15 protein-coding genes and 1 pseudogene are annotated in these 19,700 nt (G+C 59.6%); 10 read left to right on the forward strand and 6 right to left on the reverse strand.

Features of this window, described 5'->3' with window-relative positions; translation table 11 throughout:
- Together VC35_RS00075 and VC35_RS00080 are read right to left on the reverse strand one after the other, a co-directional pair.
- The coding region (locus VC35_RS00075) for an Orn/Lys/Arg decarboxylase N-terminal domain-containing protein (RefSeq protein WP_046037013.1) at positions 1 to 336 on the reverse strand (336 nt) is incomplete at its 3' end.
- 199 nt (positions 337 to 535) lie between these two features.
- The gene (locus tag VC35_RS00080; protein WP_046037014.1) at positions 536 to 1,408 is read right to left on the reverse strand and encodes a DNA/RNA non-specific endonuclease; all 873 of its coding nucleotides are present in this window, start codon (positions 1,406 to 1,408) and stop codon (positions 536 to 538) included.
- A 330-nt stretch (positions 1,409 to 1,738) separates the two neighbouring features.
- Between VC35_RS00080 and pdxR the strand changes: the two genes are divergently transcribed.
- The 3 genes from pdxR (at position 1,739) to VC35_RS00095 (ending at position 5,747) form a co-directional block, all read left to right on the forward strand.
- Positions 1,739 to 3,247: a MocR-like pyridoxine biosynthesis transcription factor PdxR gene (gene pdxR / locus VC35_RS00085; protein ID WP_046037015.1), complete on the forward strand. Its 1,509-nt coding sequence runs from the start codon at positions 1,739 to 1,741 to the stop codon at positions 3,245 to 3,247.
- Positions 3,248 to 3,359: 112 nt separating this feature from the next.
- Positions 3,360 to 4,430: a sugar phosphate isomerase/epimerase family protein gene (locus tag VC35_RS00090; protein WP_046037016.1), complete on the forward strand. Its 1,071-nt coding sequence runs from the start codon at positions 3,360 to 3,362 to the stop codon at positions 4,428 to 4,430.
- Between the two features lie 51 nt (positions 4,431 to 4,481).
- Complete coding sequence (locus VC35_RS00095; RefSeq protein ID WP_046037018.1) at positions 4,482 to 5,747, forward strand: MFS transporter; 1,266 nt, start codon at positions 4,482 to 4,484, stop codon at positions 5,745 to 5,747.
- A gap of 68 nt (positions 5,748 to 5,815) precedes the next feature.
- Here VC35_RS00095 and VC35_RS00100 read toward each other — a convergent pair whose 3' ends face one another.
- Positions 5,816 to 7,606, reverse strand: coding sequence for an acyl-CoA dehydrogenase C-terminal domain-containing protein (locus VC35_RS00100; RefSeq protein ID WP_046037019.1), 1,791 nt, complete (start codon positions 7,604 to 7,606; stop codon positions 5,816 to 5,818).
- A gap of 83 nt (positions 7,607 to 7,689) precedes the next feature.
- Between VC35_RS00100 and VC35_RS00105 the strand changes: the two genes are divergently transcribed.
- Entirely contained in the window at positions 7,690 to 8,607 is a 918-nt protein-coding gene (locus VC35_RS00105; RefSeq protein WP_046037021.1) for a LysR family transcriptional regulator, read from the forward strand.
- A gap of 175 nt (positions 8,608 to 8,782) precedes the next feature.
- Positions 8,783 to 10,270, forward strand: coding sequence for a sensor histidine kinase (locus VC35_RS00110; protein WP_046037022.1), 1,488 nt, complete (start codon positions 8,783 to 8,785; stop codon positions 10,268 to 10,270).
- Here the strand turns inward: VC35_RS00110 and VC35_RS00115 are convergent.
- Positions 10,267 to 10,968, reverse strand: a complete 702-nt coding sequence (locus VC35_RS00115) for a response regulator (protein WP_046037023.1) — start codon at positions 10,966 to 10,968, stop codon at positions 10,267 to 10,269. The two genes, VC35_RS00110 and VC35_RS00115, sit on opposite strands and share 4 nt — an antisense overlap.
- A 371-nt stretch (positions 10,969 to 11,339) precedes the next feature.
- Positions 11,340 to 12,221 carry a LysR family transcriptional regulator gene (locus VC35_RS00120; protein WP_046037024.1) on the reverse strand — a complete coding sequence of 294 codons (882 nt, stop codon included), beginning with the start codon at positions 12,219 to 12,221 and terminating at the stop codon, positions 11,340 to 11,342.
- Positions 12,222 to 12,329: 108 nt separating this feature from the next.
- Here VC35_RS00120 and VC35_RS00125 point away from each other — a divergent pair, with 108 nt between their 5' ends.
- The 5 genes and pseudogenes from VC35_RS00125 (at position 12,330) to VC35_RS00140 (ending at position 18,535) form a co-directional block, all read left to right on the forward strand.
- A complete protein-coding gene (locus tag VC35_RS00125; protein WP_046037025.1) occupies positions 12,330 to 12,914 on the forward strand; it encodes an isochorismatase family protein in 585 nt (194 codons plus the stop codon).
- Positions 12,915 to 13,040, forward strand: a pseudogene (locus tag VC35_RS29805) (LysR family transcriptional regulator); the annotation flags it as partial.
- A 454-nt stretch (positions 13,041 to 13,494) separates the two neighbouring features.
- Positions 13,495 to 16,530: a multicopper oxidase domain-containing protein gene (locus VC35_RS00130; protein WP_259674418.1), complete on the forward strand. Its 3,036-nt coding sequence runs from the start codon at positions 13,495 to 13,497 to the stop codon at positions 16,528 to 16,530.
- Between the two features lie 545 nt (positions 16,531 to 17,075).
- Positions 17,076 to 17,948 carry a TauD/TfdA dioxygenase family protein gene (locus VC35_RS00135; RefSeq protein WP_221174473.1) on the forward strand — a complete coding sequence of 291 codons (873 nt, stop codon included), beginning with the start codon at positions 17,076 to 17,078 and terminating at the stop codon, positions 17,946 to 17,948.
- A gap of 107 nt (positions 17,949 to 18,055) precedes the next feature.
- Positions 18,056 to 18,535: a 2,4'-dihydroxyacetophenone dioxygenase family protein gene (locus VC35_RS00140; protein ID WP_046037027.1), complete on the forward strand. Its 480-nt coding sequence runs from the start codon at positions 18,056 to 18,058 to the stop codon at positions 18,533 to 18,535.
- Between the two features lie 62 nt (positions 18,536 to 18,597).
- Here the strand turns inward: VC35_RS00140 and VC35_RS00145 are convergent, their stop codons facing one another.
- Positions 18,598 to 19,635 carry an alpha/beta fold hydrolase gene (locus tag VC35_RS00145; RefSeq protein WP_221174472.1) on the reverse strand — a complete coding sequence of 346 codons (1,038 nt, stop codon included), beginning with the start codon at positions 19,633 to 19,635 and terminating at the stop codon, positions 18,598 to 18,600.
- Between the last annotated feature and the right edge of the window lie 65 nt (positions 19,636 to 19,700).

Genomic DNA, 19,700 nt, shown 5'->3' on the forward strand with positions numbered 1-19,700 from the left:
TTCATAGGCCTTGGCGGCGGTTTCCAGTTGGTTGCCATGGTACTCAGCATTATTGCTGGATAAGTCGAAGACACCATTGACCTGCAAGATGACATCCTGCAGTTGCTTGTAGATCGCCAGGGAGCGATTGCTGCGGCCCTGAGAGGCCACCAGGAAGATCGGGATATCGAAGCCGGTGCGCTTGATGGCATCCAGCACTCCGGCGGCCAAGTCATCAACGCAGAGCACGGCGACAGCGACATCGGTAAAGTCCGTCTGATCGAATCGGACGATTTCGCGGGTATTACGAAAACACTCCCGGACCGCATCGCTGGCAGCGATTTTCAAAGCGTTCATATCCAGAGTCTCTCGGTCTGCTTGACGTTGAAGTTCCTGGGACGAGCACCTTCAGTGGCATCATGTCCCGGAGTCCGGAGCGATTGCCCTATTGGGTATAGTTCATTTTTACAATCTGTTACCCCTTGTCGAAATTTTATCGGTGAATGAAACACCCCATCGGTTGCCTCCAACCTTTGGGGTGCTGCTCATCCAGCCATCAGCTGCGCCCGACGGAACCTGTCACGGGCAGGTTCCCGAGCAGCTTGAGCCCGGTGCTCTTCACGAACGTCTCATAGTCCATCGGCTTCTCGATCCGGGTTTCTGCGTTAGGCAGCACGTAGGCCCAGGCACGTTGGGACGACGCGTCGTACACCAGCTTGAACAGGCGAGTCGGCACCCAGACCTGGTTGTCGCCGATGGTGGAGTGGCCCGGGTCAAAGAGCGGACCGGTAAAGACAAACACGTTGCCATCGGCGCGCTTGGCAAACTTGCGGACATCAGACTCGACCTTGCTCCAGATCTTGCGGTTGTTGGTCGGGTCTTGCGGCACCATGTTCGACAGCGCAAAGGATTGGGCCATCGCATTGGGGTTCGGGGCATCGGCTGCCGGGGATTGGTGGCCACGGTCCACGGCCGGGTGCTGGCTGCGGTAGTCGCTCAACTCGGCGCGCCCACTCTTGGGAATGCGTGGGTCCGGGTAGAACTGGTTGGTGCGCTCCTCCCCTTTGGCATCCTGCAACTGGGCCGCGTTCAGGCGTTCGACCACCACCAGCGGGGTCTTGCTGGTTTGCGAGTACAGCACCGCGAAGTTGTCGGAACACAGCGCCAGGGGTTTCATGGAGGCTGGTACTGTGGCCGTGTTGATCGGTTTCGCTGTCGGGAACAGGTCTGCGCAGCCGTCAAACGATGCCTGTTTCTGTTTGCTTGAATAAAGGTCCAGGGCCGCGTTCTGGCTGATCGAGCCCGAGCGGGACGCTTGTTCATGTTGCGCGGTGGGCGGCTTGAGGAGGTCCAGCAGACTACGGGCTTGTGCCCCGGTCGAGAGCAAAACAAGGGCCGACAGCCCAACTGCAATTTTGCGTAGGTACATGGGTTAAATCTTCGAATGGGATTGAGGGGTAAACGTACGGCGAGGCCCGATTCACGGAACCGGGTGGGGGGCGTTGCCTGTTATGTGGCGGCGATCATGCTTTCGCTGTCCTTGATCAAGTTACCGATGCGGGGCCGGTCGGTTCGACCGCTGAGGGTCGTGCGGGGTGTATGGACCACGACAAGATCGGTTAGTGCAATGCCGTACTCAGCAGCCATATTATTGTGACGCTGTGGTGGATGACTTATCCAGCACCGCTCGATACCCTTTCGCACCCTGGTGCCTGACGGCCGTTCAGGCCAAACGACACTTCATCCAGACGAACCAAAAATGAAATCCTCCGCAGGTTTGCTGTTGTCAGGTATCGAGCTGGACCGTGCCAGTTCCATCCCCTTGTACCGCCAACTCTACTTGCAGATTCGCAAACAGATTCTCAGTGGCAGAATTCAGGGAGGCGTGCGCCTGCCGTCCACCCGGACCCTGAGCAAGGAACTGCAGCTGTCGCGAATCAGCATTCTCAATGCGTTCGATCAACTGATTGCCGAAGGTTTTCTGACGTCGCGGACCGGGGCCGGAACCTATGTCGGCCATGAGTGGGAAAGCCGCGGTATCGATGACGATGAGCACAAGCGCCAGCCCCCTCGCCTGTCCGACCTGAGCCAGTCCATGCTGTCGTTGCGCAGCGATCATTTCCGCGGTGTTTCCTATGCCGACTGGGCGACCGGGAGCCCGACCTCGTTCCTGCCCAGTCACAGCGCCTACGATGCGTTCCCGCAATCGGTCTGGAAGCGCCTGTTGAACCGTCACCTGCACAAGCCGACCAAGGCCATGCTCGGCTATGGCGAACTACAGGGATTGCTGGCCCTGCGCGAGGCGATTGCCGAGTACGTCTTCGATGCCCGTGGCATTGATTGCAGTGCCGAGCAGGTGGTCATCGTGTCCGGCGCCCAGCAAGCCTTCAACCTGCTGGGCATGCTGCTGCTCAATCCGCAGGACAGTTTCTGGATGGAGGATCCGGGGCATATCGCGGCACGCATTGCGCTCCAGGCCCAAGGTGGTCAGGTCGTGCCGTTGCGTATCGACGAACAGGGGATCGATGTCCAGCAAGGCCTGACCCTGTGTCCTGACGCCCGCCTGGTGTTTACCACACCTTCCCGCCAGCACCCCCTGGGCGTCACCATGAGTTATGGGCGACGCCAGGAACTCATCGACTGGGCCGCCCAGAATCAAAGCTGGATCATCGAGGACGACTGCGACAGTGAGTTTCGCTACAACGGCCGCCCCCTGCCGGCACTCTATGCCATGGACCAATGGGCCCGGGTCATCTACGCCGGCACCTTCAGCAAAGTACTGTTCCCCTCGCTACGACTGGGTTACGTGATACTGCCGAACGCCTTGATCGAACCCTTCTGCACCCTGCGGGCGGTCATGGATCGCAGCCCGCCCACACTGCTGCAGGCCGTCACGGCGGACTTCATGCGCGAGGGCCACTTTCTCGGCCATATTCGTCGAATGCGCGCGCTGTACCAGGCTCGCCAGCAGGCACTGGTCGAACACCTGCAGAAACGGCTGGGGACTTTCTTCAGGATCACGCCGGTGGAAGCCGGCATGCACCTGATCGCCTGGCTACCCGCGCATCTCGATGACGACGCCCTGGCCAGAGAACTCGGCCAGCATGGCATTCATACCTATCCCCTAAGCGACTACTGCGTCGAACATGTGTTGCCGCCGGCGCTGTTGATCGGCTTTGCCAGCACCCCTGAGGACCAGGCCGAAGCGCGCGTCGAAGCGCTGGCCCAGGCGCTGGACAAGATGGGCTATCTGCAGCCGGCCACTTGACGCAAGGCAAGTGGTCTTATGATTTAACTGATAATGGATCTATCGAGAGTTCCTGACTGGCGCGATAAAGGCTGCGCCGGTAGACCCGGTGTCTGAACCAGGAACGACTCGAATGAACAATAAGATCCAGGAACGATTCAACGCCCTGCTCAGCCATAAGGCTGTCGAGGCCGAGGCTCCCCCCCTACTGACCGAGGCACTGGCCCGCCAGTTACTCGACCGACTGGCGCAACTGCGCCTGTTTGCCCATGCCTACCCCTTGCTGACCAACCTGACCCACGGCCGTGTCACACCTGCCGACCTGCTGGACTTCGCCTATCGCCACGAACTGCAGGGCCTGAGCCTGCACTTGCTCGACGGTGAGGAAAACAGCCTGAGCCAAATGACAGCCGCGCAGCTTCAGGCGTTCGCTGCCAAGGCCAATGCCTTGGGGCTCGATGTGCATCTGGAAATCAGCAGCACCCTGAAAAAGGATGTCGATCAAGTGATCGCCATAGCCAGGGCGCTGGGCACCCGCAACATCCGTGTCTACTCACGCTACGAAGGGGCGCTGTCCCAGGTCATGGACGTGATCGAGTCAGACCTGCACTACCTCGCGCAACAGGCAGACGAGCACGACCTGTTCTTCGACTTCGAGCAACATGAAGAACTCAAGAGCGGCGAGATCGCGCAACTGCTGAGCCGGCTGAACCACCCTCGCCTGCACGCCCTGTTCGATTTCGGCAACATGATCAATGCCTGCGAACAGCCCCTGGCGGCACTGCGCGCCCTGGCCCCGCACATACGCCAGACCCACCTCAAGGGTGTGCGCATCGTGCCTGAGCAAAACGGCTTCGGGCATTACGGCGTGCTGCAAGGCAGTGACGAAGACGACCTGCCCAGCGCACGCATGTTGTTCGAACTGCTGATGCTCGGCCAATCAACCCCGCAAGTGATCGCCTTCATTCTCGAGCAGGAAAACCACTACGTCGCCCCGGCGTTCCGCCAGGTCGACGAAGCCGCCGACCCGTTCATTGCATACCGGGAAATGAGTGAAACAGCGCTGCCGGAGGGCTTCTCGCTGGAGCGAATGCTGGCCGATGAGCACCGCTGGGCAAACAACCAGGTCGCCTACGTACGCGGTCTGCTGGCCGAGTTCCGCACCCTGGCCGAGTTGACCCTGGCCCATTGCGCTAACGCCTGAACCTGACGTGCCCATCGGCACTGCCTACCCAATCAAGCCTGGAGAACAATAATGACATCCCACGACAAGGCCAAATGGCTCAGATTCCTGATTCTCATCCTCGGTGGCGGCACCATCTACAAGCTGGCGAATCTCAAAGACGCCTTCTATATCCCCATGCAAGAGTTCATGGGGCTGTCCCACACTGAAATCGGCGTGCTGCTGAGCGCCAACGCCATCATCGCCACCGCGCTGTTCGTGGTGGGCGGCATGCTCGCCGACCGGTACGACACGCGCAAGCTGATCCCCCTCGGCCTGATCGGTACCGGCGGCCTCGGGCTCTACCTTGCGACCTTTCCGCCCTTCAGCAATCTGCTGGTTGTGTTCTGCCTGCTGGCCGTGTGTGCCGACTGCCTCTTTTGGCCTTCGCTGCTCAAAGCCATCCGCAACCTGGGTGACGACAAAGAACAGGGGCGCCTGTTCGGCTTGCTCGAAGGTGGGCGTGGCGTCATCGATACCCTGGTCGCCTTCTCTGCGCTGGGCGTCTTCGTCGCCATGGGCTCCGGTGAAAACGGCCTGAAATCGGCGATCTTCTTCTACTCGGTCATCGACATTCTTGCCGGCACCCTGACCTGGCTGCTGCTCAAGAGCGGCAAAACCCAGTCGACCGTCAAGCCGAAGAACGGGTTGTCCAACCTGCTCGAAGCCATCAAGGTGCCGGGCATCTGGCTGGTCAGCCTCAACGTGTTCATGGTCTACATCGTCTACTGCGGCCTGACCTATTTCATTCCCTACCTCAAGGAAATGTACGAACTGCCCGTGGCCCTGGTAGGCGCCTACGGCATCATCAACCAGTACTTCCTCAAAATCCTGGGCGGCCCTGCCGGTGGCTTCATTGCCGACAAACAGTTCAAGAGTTCCAGCCGCTATCTGAAGTGGGCATTCCTGGCGTTGTTGCCGCTGATGGGCGCCATCATGCTCATCCCGAAAAGCCCGGATTACATCTACGCAGGCATGGCGGCCACCCTCTCCTTCGCGCTGATTGTCTTTTCCATGCGCGGCGTGTTCTGGGCCCCCATGGGTGAAGTCGGCATTCCCCAGCACATCACCGGTTCAGCCTTCGGCATCGGTTGCCTGATCGGCTATGCGCCGGGCATGTTCGCCTACGTCATCTATGGCGCAATCCTTGACCACTTCCCGGGTCAACAGGGCTACAACTACGTGTTCTCGTTGATGAGCGTATTGGCCATTGTCGGGTTCATGGTGTCCAGCCTGCTGTATCAAGCGGTCCGCAAGAATGCCACGTTCACTGGCAAGGTCAGCGCCGCGCAAGCCTGAACATAGGCCGGGTGTATACGCTGCGGCGGTAACCGAATCCCCTCGGTTACCGCCGCACGGTGCCGCCATCAAAAGGCGAAATCGGCCTCGTCCATGGCCATCAGGCAATGGGCTCCGCCTCGCAGGCTTTCGCGGTGGCCACTGGCACGGGGCAGCACCCGGCGCCAGTAAAAATCCGCCGCTTGCAGCTTGGCCCGGTAGAACCCAGGTTCGTCGGTGCCTGCATCCAGTGCGGCTTGGGCACGCACAGCCGCCTGCAACCACAGCCCGCCCACCAGCACGTAAGCGCTGTACGCCAGGAAGTCCACCGACATGGCGCCGATTTCCTGCACATCACGCCGACACGCCTCGACCACTTCGTTACCCAGTTCACGCCACTCGGCGAGACGCTGCTGCATTGCCTCGGCCATTTCCCTCAGCGCTGTTTGCGAGCCGGCCGCATCGACATGCACGGCCAGTTCATCGATCAAGGCACCCAACTCGGTGGCGCCATCGCCCAGCACCTTGCGCCGAAGCAGATCCAGCGCCTGGATACCGTTGGTACCCTCGTATAGCTGGGTGATGCGGCTGTCGCGCATCAGCTGCTCCATGCCCCACTCGCGGATGTAACCGTGGCCACCGTACAACTGAACGCCCAGGCTGGCGACTTCCTGGCCGACGTCGGTGAAGAAGGCCTTGACGATCGGAATCAGCAGCGCCGCCCGACGACTCGCCTTCTGGCGAGCCTCAGGTTGCGGGTCGCCGTGTTCGAGGTCCAGTTGCAGGGCGGTGTAGGCCGCGAGCAAGCGGCAGCCTTCGCTCAAGGTTTTTTGCGTCAGCAGCATGCGCCGGACATCGGGGTGCACGATGATCGGGTCGGCACTCTTGTCCGGCGCCACCGGACCGCTGATGGCCCGCGATTGCAGACGCTCGCGGGCATAAGCGAGGCCACCCTGGAAGGCGGCCTCGGCGATGCCCAGTCCCTGCAGGCCAACCTGGAAGCGTGCATCGTTCATCATGGTGAACATGCACGCCAGCCCCTGATTCGCTTCACCGATCAACCAGCCTTGTGCGCCGTCGAAGTTCATCACACAGGTGGAAGCACCCTTGATGCCCATCTTGTGTTCCAGTGCGCCACAGCTCAGCGAATTGCGCGGCCCCGGTGTTCCATCGGCCGCGGCAATGAACTTGGGCACCAGGAACAGACTGATGCCCTTCACCCCAGCCGGAGCATCCGGCAAACGGGCAAGGACCAGGTGAATGATGTTGGCGGTCAGGTCCTGTTCGCCGCCGCTGATGAAGATCTTGCTGCCGCTGACCTGATAACTGCCATCGGCTTGAGGCTGGGCGCGGGTGCGCAGCAGGGCAAGGTCGGTACCGGCCTGGGGCTCGGTGAGGCACATGGTGCCGGACCATTCACCACTGACCATTTTTTCCAGATAAGCCTGTTTGAGCGACTCGCTGCCATGACGATGCAGAGCGAGCACCGCGCCTTCGGTGAGGCCGGAATAAATGCGAAAGGACAATGAGGCGGCCATCAGCATCTCGTGAAAGCTGGCCGAAACCAGCTGCGGGAAACCCTGGCCGGCGAACTCCTGCGGCCCGGTCATGCTGGCCCAGCCGTTATCGACGTACTGCCGGTAGGCGTCGCGAAATCCCTGGGGCGTGGTGACATGGCCGTCGATCAGCTGACAACCCTGCTCGTCACTGTTGCGGTTCAGCGGTGCGACCACTTCGCCGGCGAAGCGGGCGGCTTCTTCGAGGACGCCGTCGATGGTTTCCCGGTCCAGGCCGTTGTTCAACCGCTCACAATGCCCGCTGACATCGAACAGTTCGTGCAGCACAAATCGTATGTCGCGCAGGGGAGCTTGATACTTCATGGCAGGCCTCGTGGGTTGGCAGAGTGGAAAAGATTGCCGTCACCCTAAGCAGGTGCCTACTATTTTTGAAATTTCATTTTCATATGCCTGGTATTTGTAATTTGAATTTAAAAAGCTTCGATCTGAATTTGCTCCGGGTGCTCGATATGTTGCTGCGCGAACAGAACGTGTCGCGAGCGGCCGAGCGCCTGGCCCTCAGCCAGCCCACCGTCAGCAATGCCCTCGCCCGCCTGCGCTCACTGTTCGACGATCCCTTGCTGGTGCGGGTTGGCCGTCACATGCAGCCCACTTCCCGGGCGCTGGCGCTGGAGGGGCCGATTCGCGCGGCCTTGCAACAGATCGAACAGACACTCAATGCCGGGGAAACCTTCGACCCACGCCTGAGCCAACAGCAGGTGCGCATCGCCCTGACCGACTTTGTCGAACAGCTGTGCATGCCGCCCTTGTTGGCGCGCCTGGGAGAACTGGCGCCAAACCTGCGTGTCGACGTTGCTCACCTCGCCCCCAGCCTTCCTGCCGAACTGCTGGACCGGGGTGAACTGGACATGGTTCTGGGACGCTTCGAAGAAGTGCCGGCGCGTTTCACCCGCCGGGCCTGGCACAGCGAAACCCTGCGGCTGGCGGTGCGCAAGCAGCATCCGCTGGCACATCACACACTCACACTGGATGACTTCCTGGGGCTGCGCCATCTCTGGGTGAGTGGCGGCCAGTCGCGCGGCATGGTCGATCAATGGCTGGGCAAGCAAGGCCTGTCGAGGAAAATCGTCTACACCACACCCAACTACCTGCAGGCGGCGCACCTGGTCGCCCATTCAGACTTGAGCGTCGTCCTGCCGACCCAGTTGGCCAATCAATTCGCGCAGCTGTTACCGCTGCAGGTGTTCGAATTGCCGTTCGACGTCGGCTCGTTCCACCTCGAACTGGTGTATCTGGCGCAACGCCAACATGAGCCGGCGCTGGCGTGGCTGATCGAGCAAATCCTGGCAGTGCGGCCGACTTGAACGGACGATGGTCTGGCTGATCATCGGTGGTGTCTGGTACACCCGTGAAACTGTCGGATCGCTATGCAGTGAACTACTGTCAGTCATGGGCGTGGCGCCCACAGCCAATCTCCAGATATCCGTTGAGTTGCAGGGTTTCCAACCGACTTATCACGATGATCACGGAACCAGGCCGATGGAAAAAGATGCAAGAGTCGAATCAAAAAACCAGACGTTTACCCCGCCGGAAACTGAGGCCCCGGGCGAGCCAGCCCCTGTTCCCGGTGTGGCTGGCAATGGCATCTGGCGCATACGCCTGGGGGGCCAGGCGCGCAACCTGAGCCACTCGACCCAGTTTGTCATTGCCGCCGCGGTGATCCTGGGGCTGACCATGTTCTTCGTCGGCAATCTGGTGAGCGAACGGATAGAAAACGCCGCCGTACATAGCGCAGCAGAAGCAGCCGCCCAGTACATGGATACGTTTCTGGAGCCCTATGTGCAGGAGATGAGCCGGGACAACGCCCTCTCGGTTGCAAGTGTCCAGTCCCTGGACCGTCTCGCGGAAAACCGTTCGCTCAAACAGCACATTGTCTCGATCAAGATCTGGCGAGCGGATGGCACGGTGATCTACGGCACGAACAAAGCCATCACCGACCGAAAATTCCCACTCGATGAGATCACCGAGGCACTCAAGGGCAATGTGGTTACCGACCTCAAAGACCTGGACGAGGATGAAAACGAGTTCGAGCGCAAGCTCAACGTGCCGCTCTATGAGATCTACGCACCCCTGCGGGACTCACGTACCGGAGAGATCATCGCGGTGGGCGAATTTTATGAAAAGGCCGACAGCCTCAAGCGCGAGATCGATCGCGTCCGGCAGCAGGTATGGGTGGACGTAGGCACCGCGACACTGGCGATGCTGACGCTGCTCTTCTTCATCGTGCGACGCAGTGACAAGATTATCCAGCGACAGCAAGTGGCATTGCGCTTGCGGCTGCAGGAGCAAACCCGCTTGCACATCAGCAATGCCGAACTCCAGCACAAGATGGCGACGGCTACCCAGGAGTTTTCCCGGGTCAACGAACTCACCTTGCGGCGCATTGGTGCAGACCTGCACGATGGGCCTGCGCAGTTGTTGACCTTGATTCTGATCCGCCTCGACGACCTGGCCGAAAACTGCTCCACTGTCGATCAGGAGTCTCTGGAAACCATTCGTGGCGCCGCCACCGACGCATTGAGTGAGGTCCGCGATTTATCACGGGGCCTGGCACTACCGGAAATCAACGACTTGAGCCTGGAGGAAGAGTTGCAACTGGTCGCGCAACGGCACGAGCAACGCACTGGCACCAGGGTCACATTAACCATGGATCAGCTACCGGAGGCCGCGCCACTGCCGCTCAAACTCTGTTTGTACCGTTTTGTGCAAGAAACCCTCAACAACGCTTACCGTCATGCCAACGGCGAGGGTCAGGTCATCCGGGCGCAATACGTTGATGAGGTACTGAACATCAGCGTCAGGGACGGTGGTCCGGGCATGACGGAGGACGCCATGCTGCTCGAGACATCCGGCAGAACCCGATTGGGGCTCGCCGGCTTGCGTTATCGCGTTGAATCCCTGGGCGGGTTGTTCAGCATCGACTCCAGCGCCTCGGGTACGTCGGTCAATGCACAGTTCAAACTCTAGTCAGAGCCGCTGCGGGCATCCATTTGTGTTTTCCCTTCGCCGTTGTGAAGGCGCCCGACGGCTTCGCGCTCCCAATGACGCCGTAGAGCCGTGACCGCTTCGACGCGATTTCGGGCGTGCAGTTTGTGCATCACGCAGCCCATGTGGTGCTTGACGGTTTTTTCGCTGATCAACAGCCTTGTCGCGACTTCCCTGTTGGTCAGTCCCTTTGAAACTTCTCGAATGACCTCCTCCTCGCGGTGGGTCAGATCAAAATTGGGTGTTTGCGCTTCGTGCTTCTTGCTGTTACTCAGCAGTTTGTCTGCAAACTCGGGGGTGATATAGGTCTCACCCTTGGCAACCGCCCTGATTGCCAGGATCAGTTCCGGTCCGCTGACGCCTTTCAACACATACCCGCGCGCGCCGGCATCCAGTGCCAGAAGGGCGTCATCTTCGGATTCCGAAACCGTCAGCATCAGCACCTTCACATCCGACAGTTCAGAGGAAATGAACCGTACCGCGGCAAAAACATCCCCCGGCATATTGACGTCCATCAGCATCACGTCCGGGCGCACCCTCTGGGCAATATCCCTGGCATCCTGCGCATTGGCGCCCTGCTCCACGACTTGAAGATCCGCCCGTTTCCTCAACGTATTGGCAACGCCCTCACGCAACATCGGATGATCGTCGGCTATGCCGATGCGAATGGATGGACTCATGACCCGCTCCCGAAAGGATAAGCACTCGAACATTAATTGATTAATAGCAGGGAACCGGGGGTCACGCCGCTCACCAATCGTATGTCCCAGGTGCCAGGCGTTCGAAAGTCAGACTTAGGTCGGATGAAACCGGATCTTCATCCAGCAATTAACCTTACAAAACACTTTACCTTTAGAGTTCAACTATTTGTTTTAAAAGGTTATTAAACAGATAAACAAACAAAGGGCTTGATAAAGCCCGGATCTGCCTTTCATCCGACCAACAGTCGCTCTTCTGCCCTCAGGCACAGCCCTGGATCGCCACTGTTTTACAAAACCGGTGGCGCGGACGTTCCGCTAATCCTCGAGGAGCCAATAATAGATCCGCCCCTTTATGCCCCTTCAAGTTGATCGCGCAAAAACTCGATGAACCGCTGGGTTTTCGCCGGCAACAGACGCGTCTCGGTCAGCGCATACACTGAAACCGCAGTGGCGTGCCATTCAGGCAAGACCTTGAGCAGCTTTCCATTGATCAGGTCTTGTTCAGCGATGCCTTCAGGCAGCAAAACGATACCCAGGTCCAGTGATGCCAGGCGTCTGAGCATACCGACGCTGTTGAGTTCGAATCGTCCGCCCACATCGACCTCCACGCGCCCTGCGTCGCCGGACAACGTCCAGCGGTCTGCACCTGGACCGCGCAATCGCAAACACTCGTGGCGGCTCAAATCCAGAGGCTGCTGCGGGGCACCGGACATTTCCAGATACTTGGGCGAGGCATACAGGCCGCGCCGCAAGCTGGCGAGTTTGCGGGCAATCAGATTTGAGTTCGGCGGTTCTCCCATTCGGATCACCACGTCCACCGGATCACTGATCAGATCCACCTGGCGCGGGCTCAGATCGAACTCAAAACTGATACCGGGATAAAGCCGGGCAAACTCCGCGATCAATGGCGCCAGGTAGACAGTGGCGAAGTCCACCGGCAACGAAGCCCGGAGCAACCCGCTTGGCCGGGCCAGCATCTCCCCCAACTGTTCGTGCGCCAAACGGGCTTCATCGACGATCCGTTTGCAGCGCTCAAAGTACAACTGGCCAGCCTCGGTCGGTTCGATCTTGCGTGTGGTGCGGTGCAACAGCCGCAAGCCGATGCCTTTCTCCAGCTCGCTTATACGCCGGGACAGGGTCGAGTTGGGGATCCCCAGGGTTTCTGCCGCACGACTGAAACTGCGCGCCTTTACCACCTCGACAAACAGCGCCATATCGTTGAGATATTCCACGGCATTATCCCATTAGTGGATTAGTCATTTCTTTTTTCGCGGATTTATCCCGAATTCGAATTGATCAATCATAAACACATCACCTAACTTGCTGTCAGGAGAGTCATCATGAGCTACGAAAAATTCAGTGCAGACAATGCCGCCCTGCTGTTGATCGATCACCAGGTGGGGACAATGGGCTGGGTCAAATCCATTCCGTTCCAAGAGTTGAAACGCAATGCCCTGATGCTCGCCAAAGCGGCCAGTATCCTGAAACTGCTGGTGGTGCTGACCTCCAGCATGGAGGAGTACGCACAAGGCCCGCTACTCAGTGAACTGGAGCAGATCCTGCCTGCCGAGTTCGCTTCGCGAGTCAAACGCCTGGGTATCGTCAATGCCATGGACGATGAAAACTTCGCCGCCGCCGTCAAGGCTACCGGGCGCAAAAAACTGATCATTGCCGGTGTCACCAATGACGTCTGCACCGTTTACCCGGCCCTTAGCCTGGTACGTGACGGCTTCGAAGTTCAGGTAGTCGCTGATGGCGGTGGTTCACCCAGCGTCATGGCCGATGACATCGCCCTGCGCCGGATGGACAAGGGCGGCGTGACATTGACCACCACCAACCAACTGATTGCCGAACTGGCTGGCAGCTGGGCGACTCCAGAAGGTGGGCAGTTGGTACAAGTGCTGATGGAAGCGCTTCAAGGTTAAGACGTTTACGCGGTGTACCCGCAACAGTTACATCTGTCAGCCCGTGTGCGCAGCCTGATCGATTTCCTGGTTGAGCGTTTCAGGCACATTGACCACCTGGATGAAACGGCAGGCCTGCACGACTGAACAGCCTGGCCCGCAGTCACTTCGGCCAACCGCGGGCAGCGATGAAGCCGGGGTGAATGACAGCATTCGGCCATCGATACATTCAGAAAGCGGCCACTTCTTTTGGCCCGGACACCCCGCACAATCGCACCCTGTATTGGGGGATATTCCCCGCCATCGGGGGCCTTCACCCTGGCTGCCCATACGCCAGTTTAAAGCCGGCAGGCAAGGGAGCGAGGCGTAGAGCCATTAGTCACTTGCTGTCACTTTTGGCGGGAAATATGCATCACTCCCATCCCGGCTCGACATCAGACATTTCGCCAGCCGGGCTGGAGGCAGTGGCTCGATGCCCATGCATTGCCACGCTCCGAGGAACCCGTCAGAGGTGTTTGCGATGAAACTAGATACCGGAAGGTCGAAACCTAGTGCATTGTCCAAAACCAGACTGGCGCTGAGCATCTCTGCTGCCGTGATCATGTTGGGGCTGGGCTTGTCCCAGACCCAGGCAGTCCCCCTCGACAACACCGATCCACCGCCTCCTACCGACCCATCGGCGTTCACCAACCCGCCCGCCGACCCCGATGCCGCATCGCGGGACTTGCTCAAGCTGCCTCCCGCAAACGTCGGCGCCTTCGACTTACCCAATGGTGTGACCGGTAACCGCAAGACCCCCTTGGTCGACAATGTGCTACCACCCGATCAGCAAACCAGCTTCAATATCCCCACTAACGGTAATCCCAGCCCGGTGTTCGGGGTTCAACCGTTCACACAGAAGCTTGAACTGTTCGAGGAATTCGGCTCGAACAAACTGGATGCGACCGACCCGCCATCACCTGTTCCATTTCCGGTTCCGACGGTGGGCCCCGCACCGGCGCAAGATCCATTGAAGGTGGCGCGTAGCGGCCCGTCGCCGGATGCGCTGGACGCTTTTCTCAGGCAGCCGGCATTGACGCCCTTCCCGACAGAGTTCTCCAATGTACTGGACCGCAATCCCTGGAAGGCGCAGATCGAGGATTTCCTCAATCGCCGAGTCGATTCGCCCGCAGAGGGCCGGCCGCCGGGAAAAGGCTGGTCGCACCAGCGTTTCAATGAGTTTTTCCCGCGCGACGCCTTCAAGACGGTGCAAGCAGGCGCGCACGTCAACAGCGGCTTGCGTGATCGTATGCAACGGCATAACTACGCCGTGGGGGAATTTGCGCCAGGCGGGCTCTATCACAACACCAACGGCAACCCGGCCAACGAGGGCACGACCAAGGGCATTCAAGTGCAGTTTCACGAAAACTTTCCTGTCCAGGACCATAATGCGTTGTGGACATTCGATGGCACCTTTCCGCCCAAACTGCTTCTAGTACGCTATGGCCAAGCGATGCTGATGCGTCATTACGATGCCTTGCCCATTGACCCATCGGCCAACCGGGGCTTTGGCCTGCACACCCTCACCACCCACGAACACAACGGCCACTCGCCCGCCGAAAGCGACGGCTTTACCAACGCGTTCTTCTTCCCGGGCCAGTACTACGACTATCGCTGGCCGATCCAGTTGGCCGGTTACGACACCATCAATACCAGCGCTGAGGATCCGCGTGCGGCATTCCCCTGCGACCCCGGTGAAATCCTGTTCGTCAACGACGCCAGCCCCGGCTTCAAGACCTGCAACAACGGCACCATCAAGATCCGTGGCGACTGGCGCGAAACCATGAGCACCCACTGGTTCCACGACCACATGCTCGATTTCACCGCGCAGAATGTCTACAAGGGCAATGCGACGATGATGAACTACTACAGCGCCGTGGACCGTGGCAACGAGTCGGTCGACGACGGGGTCAACCTGCGCGTGGCCAGCGGTTCGGCGTTGGGCTGGGGTAACCGTGACTATGACGTCAACCTGACGATCGCCGACAAGGCCTGGGACCAGGCCGGCCAGTTGTGGTTCAACCCCTTCAACACCGACGGTTTTCTCGGTGACCAGGTGCTGACCAACTGGGAGTACAAACCCTTCCTGGACGTACGTGCCCGCCGCTACCGTTTGCGCATTCTCGACGGATCGGTTTCTCGCTACTTCAAGCTGGCGCTGGTGCGTCAGGTCAATGGTAATGGTGGCGAGTTTCCTGGCCCGAACAACTCCGGGATTTCCTATAACCGGGTGCCGTTCCACATGATTGCCAACGACGGCAATATCATGGAGCACGCGGTGCCGTTCGATGGCAGCCTGGACCTCGATGGCGACGGCGACACACAGGACAACAATGCCATTCTGCCGATGCTGGGCGTTGCCGAACGCTATGACATCGTCGTCGACTTCGCGAAAAACGGCATCAACCCGGGCGACAAGATTTTCTTCGTCAACATTGAGGAGCATGAAGACGGCAAGCGTCCAAAACGTGACATTCCATTGGCGGATGTACTCTCCGAGAAGTACCTGCCCGTTGTCAGGCAAACCAGCAACGGGCCACAGTGGGTCAACGGTGACCCGGGCGTGGGCCTGTTCCTGCAACTCAACGTCCAGCCTTACACCGGCCAGGATGTCAGCATGAATCCGGTCGACTTCGAGCCCGCCAAGCCTGGCAAGCCCGAGGGCAGGTTCATGATCCCCTTGCCCTTGCATCGTGATGACCCTGCCGATATCGCCCGGCTTGCCCAGGCGCGGCACCGCACCTTTATCTTTGGCCGCTCCAACGGCACGGACTTCAAGCCCTGGACGATCAAGACCGATGGCGGCAGAGGCTTCGGCATGGACCCGCGCCGGATTTCAGCCGCGCCACAACTGGCCACTGGCCCGACACCGGCAGGGTTCAAGGGTGAAGGCACGCTGGAAATCTGGAAGATCCAGAACGGCGGCAATGGCTGGACTCACCCGGTGCATGTGCACTTCGAGGAAGGGGTCATTCTCACTCGAGGTGGCAAACCGCCGCCAGAATGGGAAAAAGGCGCGCGCAAGGATATCTACCGTGTAGGCCGCGATTCCGACAGCCTCGACGATGTCGAAATGGCCATACACATCCGTGAGTTTGCCGGTACCTACATGGAGCACTGCCACAACACACAGCATGAGGACACGTCGATGCTGCTGCGCTGGGACTCTGAGCACCCGGGCCAGTTCCAATTGATGCCCACACCCTTGCCTAGCTGGGACGGCGTGAAATTCGTGGCCTCGGTTGCGTTACCGACATTCCGTACGGGAGATGGCGTCGGGCCACAGGCCGGGGTCAACAATGACCAGGAAGATAGCAGTGGTAGTGGTAGTGGCAGCAGCAGCAGCAGCGGCAGCGGCAGCGGCAGCGGCAGCAGCAGCGGCAGCAGCAGCAGCAGCGGCAGCGGCAGCGGCAGCAGCAGCAGCGGCAGCGGCAGCAGCAGCAGCAGCAGCAGCGGCAGCGGCAGCAGCGGCAGCGGCAGCAGCAGCAGCAGCAGCAGCGGCAGCAGCAGCGGCAGCGGCAGCAGCAGCAGCAGCGGCAGCGGCAGCAGCAGCAGCGGAGGTAGCGGCAGTGGCCGTGTCAGCGGAGGCAAAGGCTAGCATCGTCTATCAAACGGCTGATTATGTCGTCAGTGAACTGCCGCAGTTATTTATTCAAGCAATAACCAAAGGTTCACAAATGCTGACTTAATGAACATTCAAGCGTGGGAATATCTGGAGCCATGAATTCGCTCCCGCGCTTGATCCGTCACCAGTTGCACCCTTCCCTCCCGAAGGTGCGGGCCCGTCCGTTGCCGCGCCTACCCACTTGAGGGCAGCGGCAGCGATTCTCGCCAGCATTCATCACAGGATCAGTGAAAACGTCGATCCGGGCGACCCGGTTGAAGGCAACGGCGACGTCCCAATATGCGAAGAAACTGTCCCGCTGCGCCCATGGCAACGCGCCCGCGATACCTACTATAGGACCGGCCTCTCTGCCCAATCGGCAGGGTCGGTTACCTATAACCGGATGCACATATTGCGCACCGCCGTACAAGCACGGACTGGAGACAACAATGACAAAAGTCGCCGCAACCCAAGACACTCCTACACCCCTCACCCCCTCGGCACCTGCCATTATCCGGTCGTCAGTGCGCCAGCATTCGATCAAGGTGCAGATTTGCTCCCCCGCCATCGGTGCCGAACTCAGCAACATCAACCTGGCCGATGCGGCCCAGGACCCCGAACTGATCGCGCAAATCCGGGCACTGTGGTTGAAGCACAAAGTGCTGTTCTTCCGCGACCAGGACATCACCCCCATGGAGCAACAGCACTTCGCCGCGCAATTCGGCGAACTGGAAGGTCATCCCCTGGCGCCGAGCCATCCGGAGGCGGACAAACTGCTGATGCTGTACCGCAACCTTGACCCGGGCAAGCCCAAGAGCTTTGTCGAAAAGGCCAGCCGCGAAAACCTCTGGCACACCGATGTCACCTTCAAGCAGGCACCGCCTCGGGGAGCGATATTGCGCTGCGAACAGGGTCCTGAATCCGGCGGCGATACCCTGTGGTCCAACATGGTGATGGCTTACGCGAACCTGCCCGAAAGCATCAAGCAAAGGATCGAAGGTCTGTACGCAAAGCACAGTGCTGACCAGACCTTTGGCGCCCAGTTGCCCCGTGAACAGCGTCACGCCATGGCCGCGAAGAATCCCGCCGCTGAACATCCTGTGGTGCTTGTTCATCCCGAAACCGGCGAAAAGGTGCTGTTCGTCAACTCCGCGTTCACCACCCATTTCTCGAACTTCTTCAACTTCGAGGACATCCGCTACGGCCAGGACTTCATGCCGGAGGCTCATCACCTGATGAACTACCTGACCTCTCAGGCCGCAATTCCGGAGTACCAGGTACGCCTGAAGTGGCGAACCAACACGATTGCCATGTGGGACAACCTGCAAGTCCAGCACTACGCCGTGGCCGACTACGGCAATGCGCCAAGAAAGATGCTGCGCGCCACCCTCGCAGGTACCGCGCTCAGCTGATTCGAACAGTCTCCCCAGATCCACCAGAGCACCCGACCATCAGCGATTGTCGGGTGGCCCTGGCTGCCGATGAATACTCGATCTGAACCGCATCAATGGAGATAGACATGCTCTACGAACACGTCGACACCGCCGTCATCGATGGTCAATCGCTGCCGTGGGTACCCTTTACGCCCTATGCGCAAAACGTCCTGCTGAAGTACTTCAAGCTCGACCCGATCCGTGGTGAATGGATCGTCATGATGAAGGCGCCACTGGACATGCAACTGCCCAGGCACCATCACACGGGGACTGTCATGGTCTACACGATCGAAGGCCAGTGGAAATACAAGGAGCATGACTGGGTCGCCGGCCCCGGCAGCATCGTCTACGAGACGGCGGCATCGGCTCACACGCCTGAAGTCGTCAGCACGGGTGGCAATGACGGATACGTGCTCACGCTGGTTCATGTGACGGGCGATCTCGCGTTCCTGGACGGCAACGACAACATCGTCGCGCTCGAAAACTGGAAGTCTGGATTGCATCGCTATCTTGCTTATTGCGAGCAGCATGACATCGCACCGAAAGACCTGACGGCATTCAACTGAGTAACAGTCATTGCTGCGAAAGGAGCGAATGGGGGGGCGAGCACTCAAGCGCGCCCCCATCGTCAGAACTGCTCGAGAAACGTCAGGAGCAGTTCATTGACATGATCGGCGCTTTCTTCCGCGGCGCTATGACCCACGCCGGGTAGCAGTACCTTCTTCTGTAACCCGGGTAGATAGGTGTCGAGTTGTTCGTAGAGCGCGCGGATTTCGACCGGCTCCAGTGACGGGTCGGCGGCACCACCAATGAACAGGCTCGGCTGGCGTACCACCGCACCGTCGAGAAACGCGGTGATCTCCCAGTTCCGGTCGCGACAGCGGTAGTAGTTCAGGGCACCGGTAAACCCTGTGCGCGTGTACTCAGCGACGTAGTAGTCGAGCGCCCGTGCGCTCAACCACGACGGGAACTCGCCCTTCGGTTCAGTGAAGGCGTTGAGAATCGGCTCACCAGGCTCGACGAACAATCGCCAGCGTTCAGCGCCGACAGCGCTGCCAGAAATCGAGTAGAAGACGCTGCGCAAAGTCTTGCGCGGATCGCTGGCCAACTCGCGGTCCGGCTTGTCGAGCTGCTGGAAATACAGGTGGTGATACACCCTGCCCTTTGCCATTGCCTGCAAACCTGTGGTCGGCTTGACCTTGCCGCGCGGAGGCACCGGCGTATTGAGCATCACCAGGCCACGGAACAGATCCGGTCGCAACATGGCCGCCGCCTGGGCCACCCAGGCGCCCAGATCGTGCCCGATAATCACCGCGGATGTTTCGCCCAGACTCGCCATCAAGCCCACCATGTCGCCGACGGCCTGACTCATGTCATAGGCTTCAATGGCATCGGGTCGATCGGTTTGGCCAAAACCCCGTTGATCGGGGACCACCACCCGATAACCGGCCTCGGCCAACGCCACGATCTGGCGCCGCCACATGTACCAAAGGTAGGGAAATCCGTGCAGCAGGATGACGAGCGGGCCCTGTCCCTCGTCGATGTAATGCATGTGTATGCCGTTGAGTTCGGCAAAGCGGTGGTTGAATGCATCAGGGTCGTCGGCATCCACCTGCTCCATTGCAGCGAGCGGCTGACCGACGCGCATTGCAGTGTGCGTATCCATTATCTACCTCCGTCTTTTTGTAGTTGTCGACTTGAAGGTAGCCCTGGGAGGCTGTCATGCACTAA

The organism is Pseudomonas fluorescens (assembly GCF_000967965.1).
GTDB classification, from domain to species: Bacteria; Pseudomonadota; Gammaproteobacteria; order Pseudomonadales; family Pseudomonadaceae; genus Aquipseudomonas; species Aquipseudomonas grandcourensis.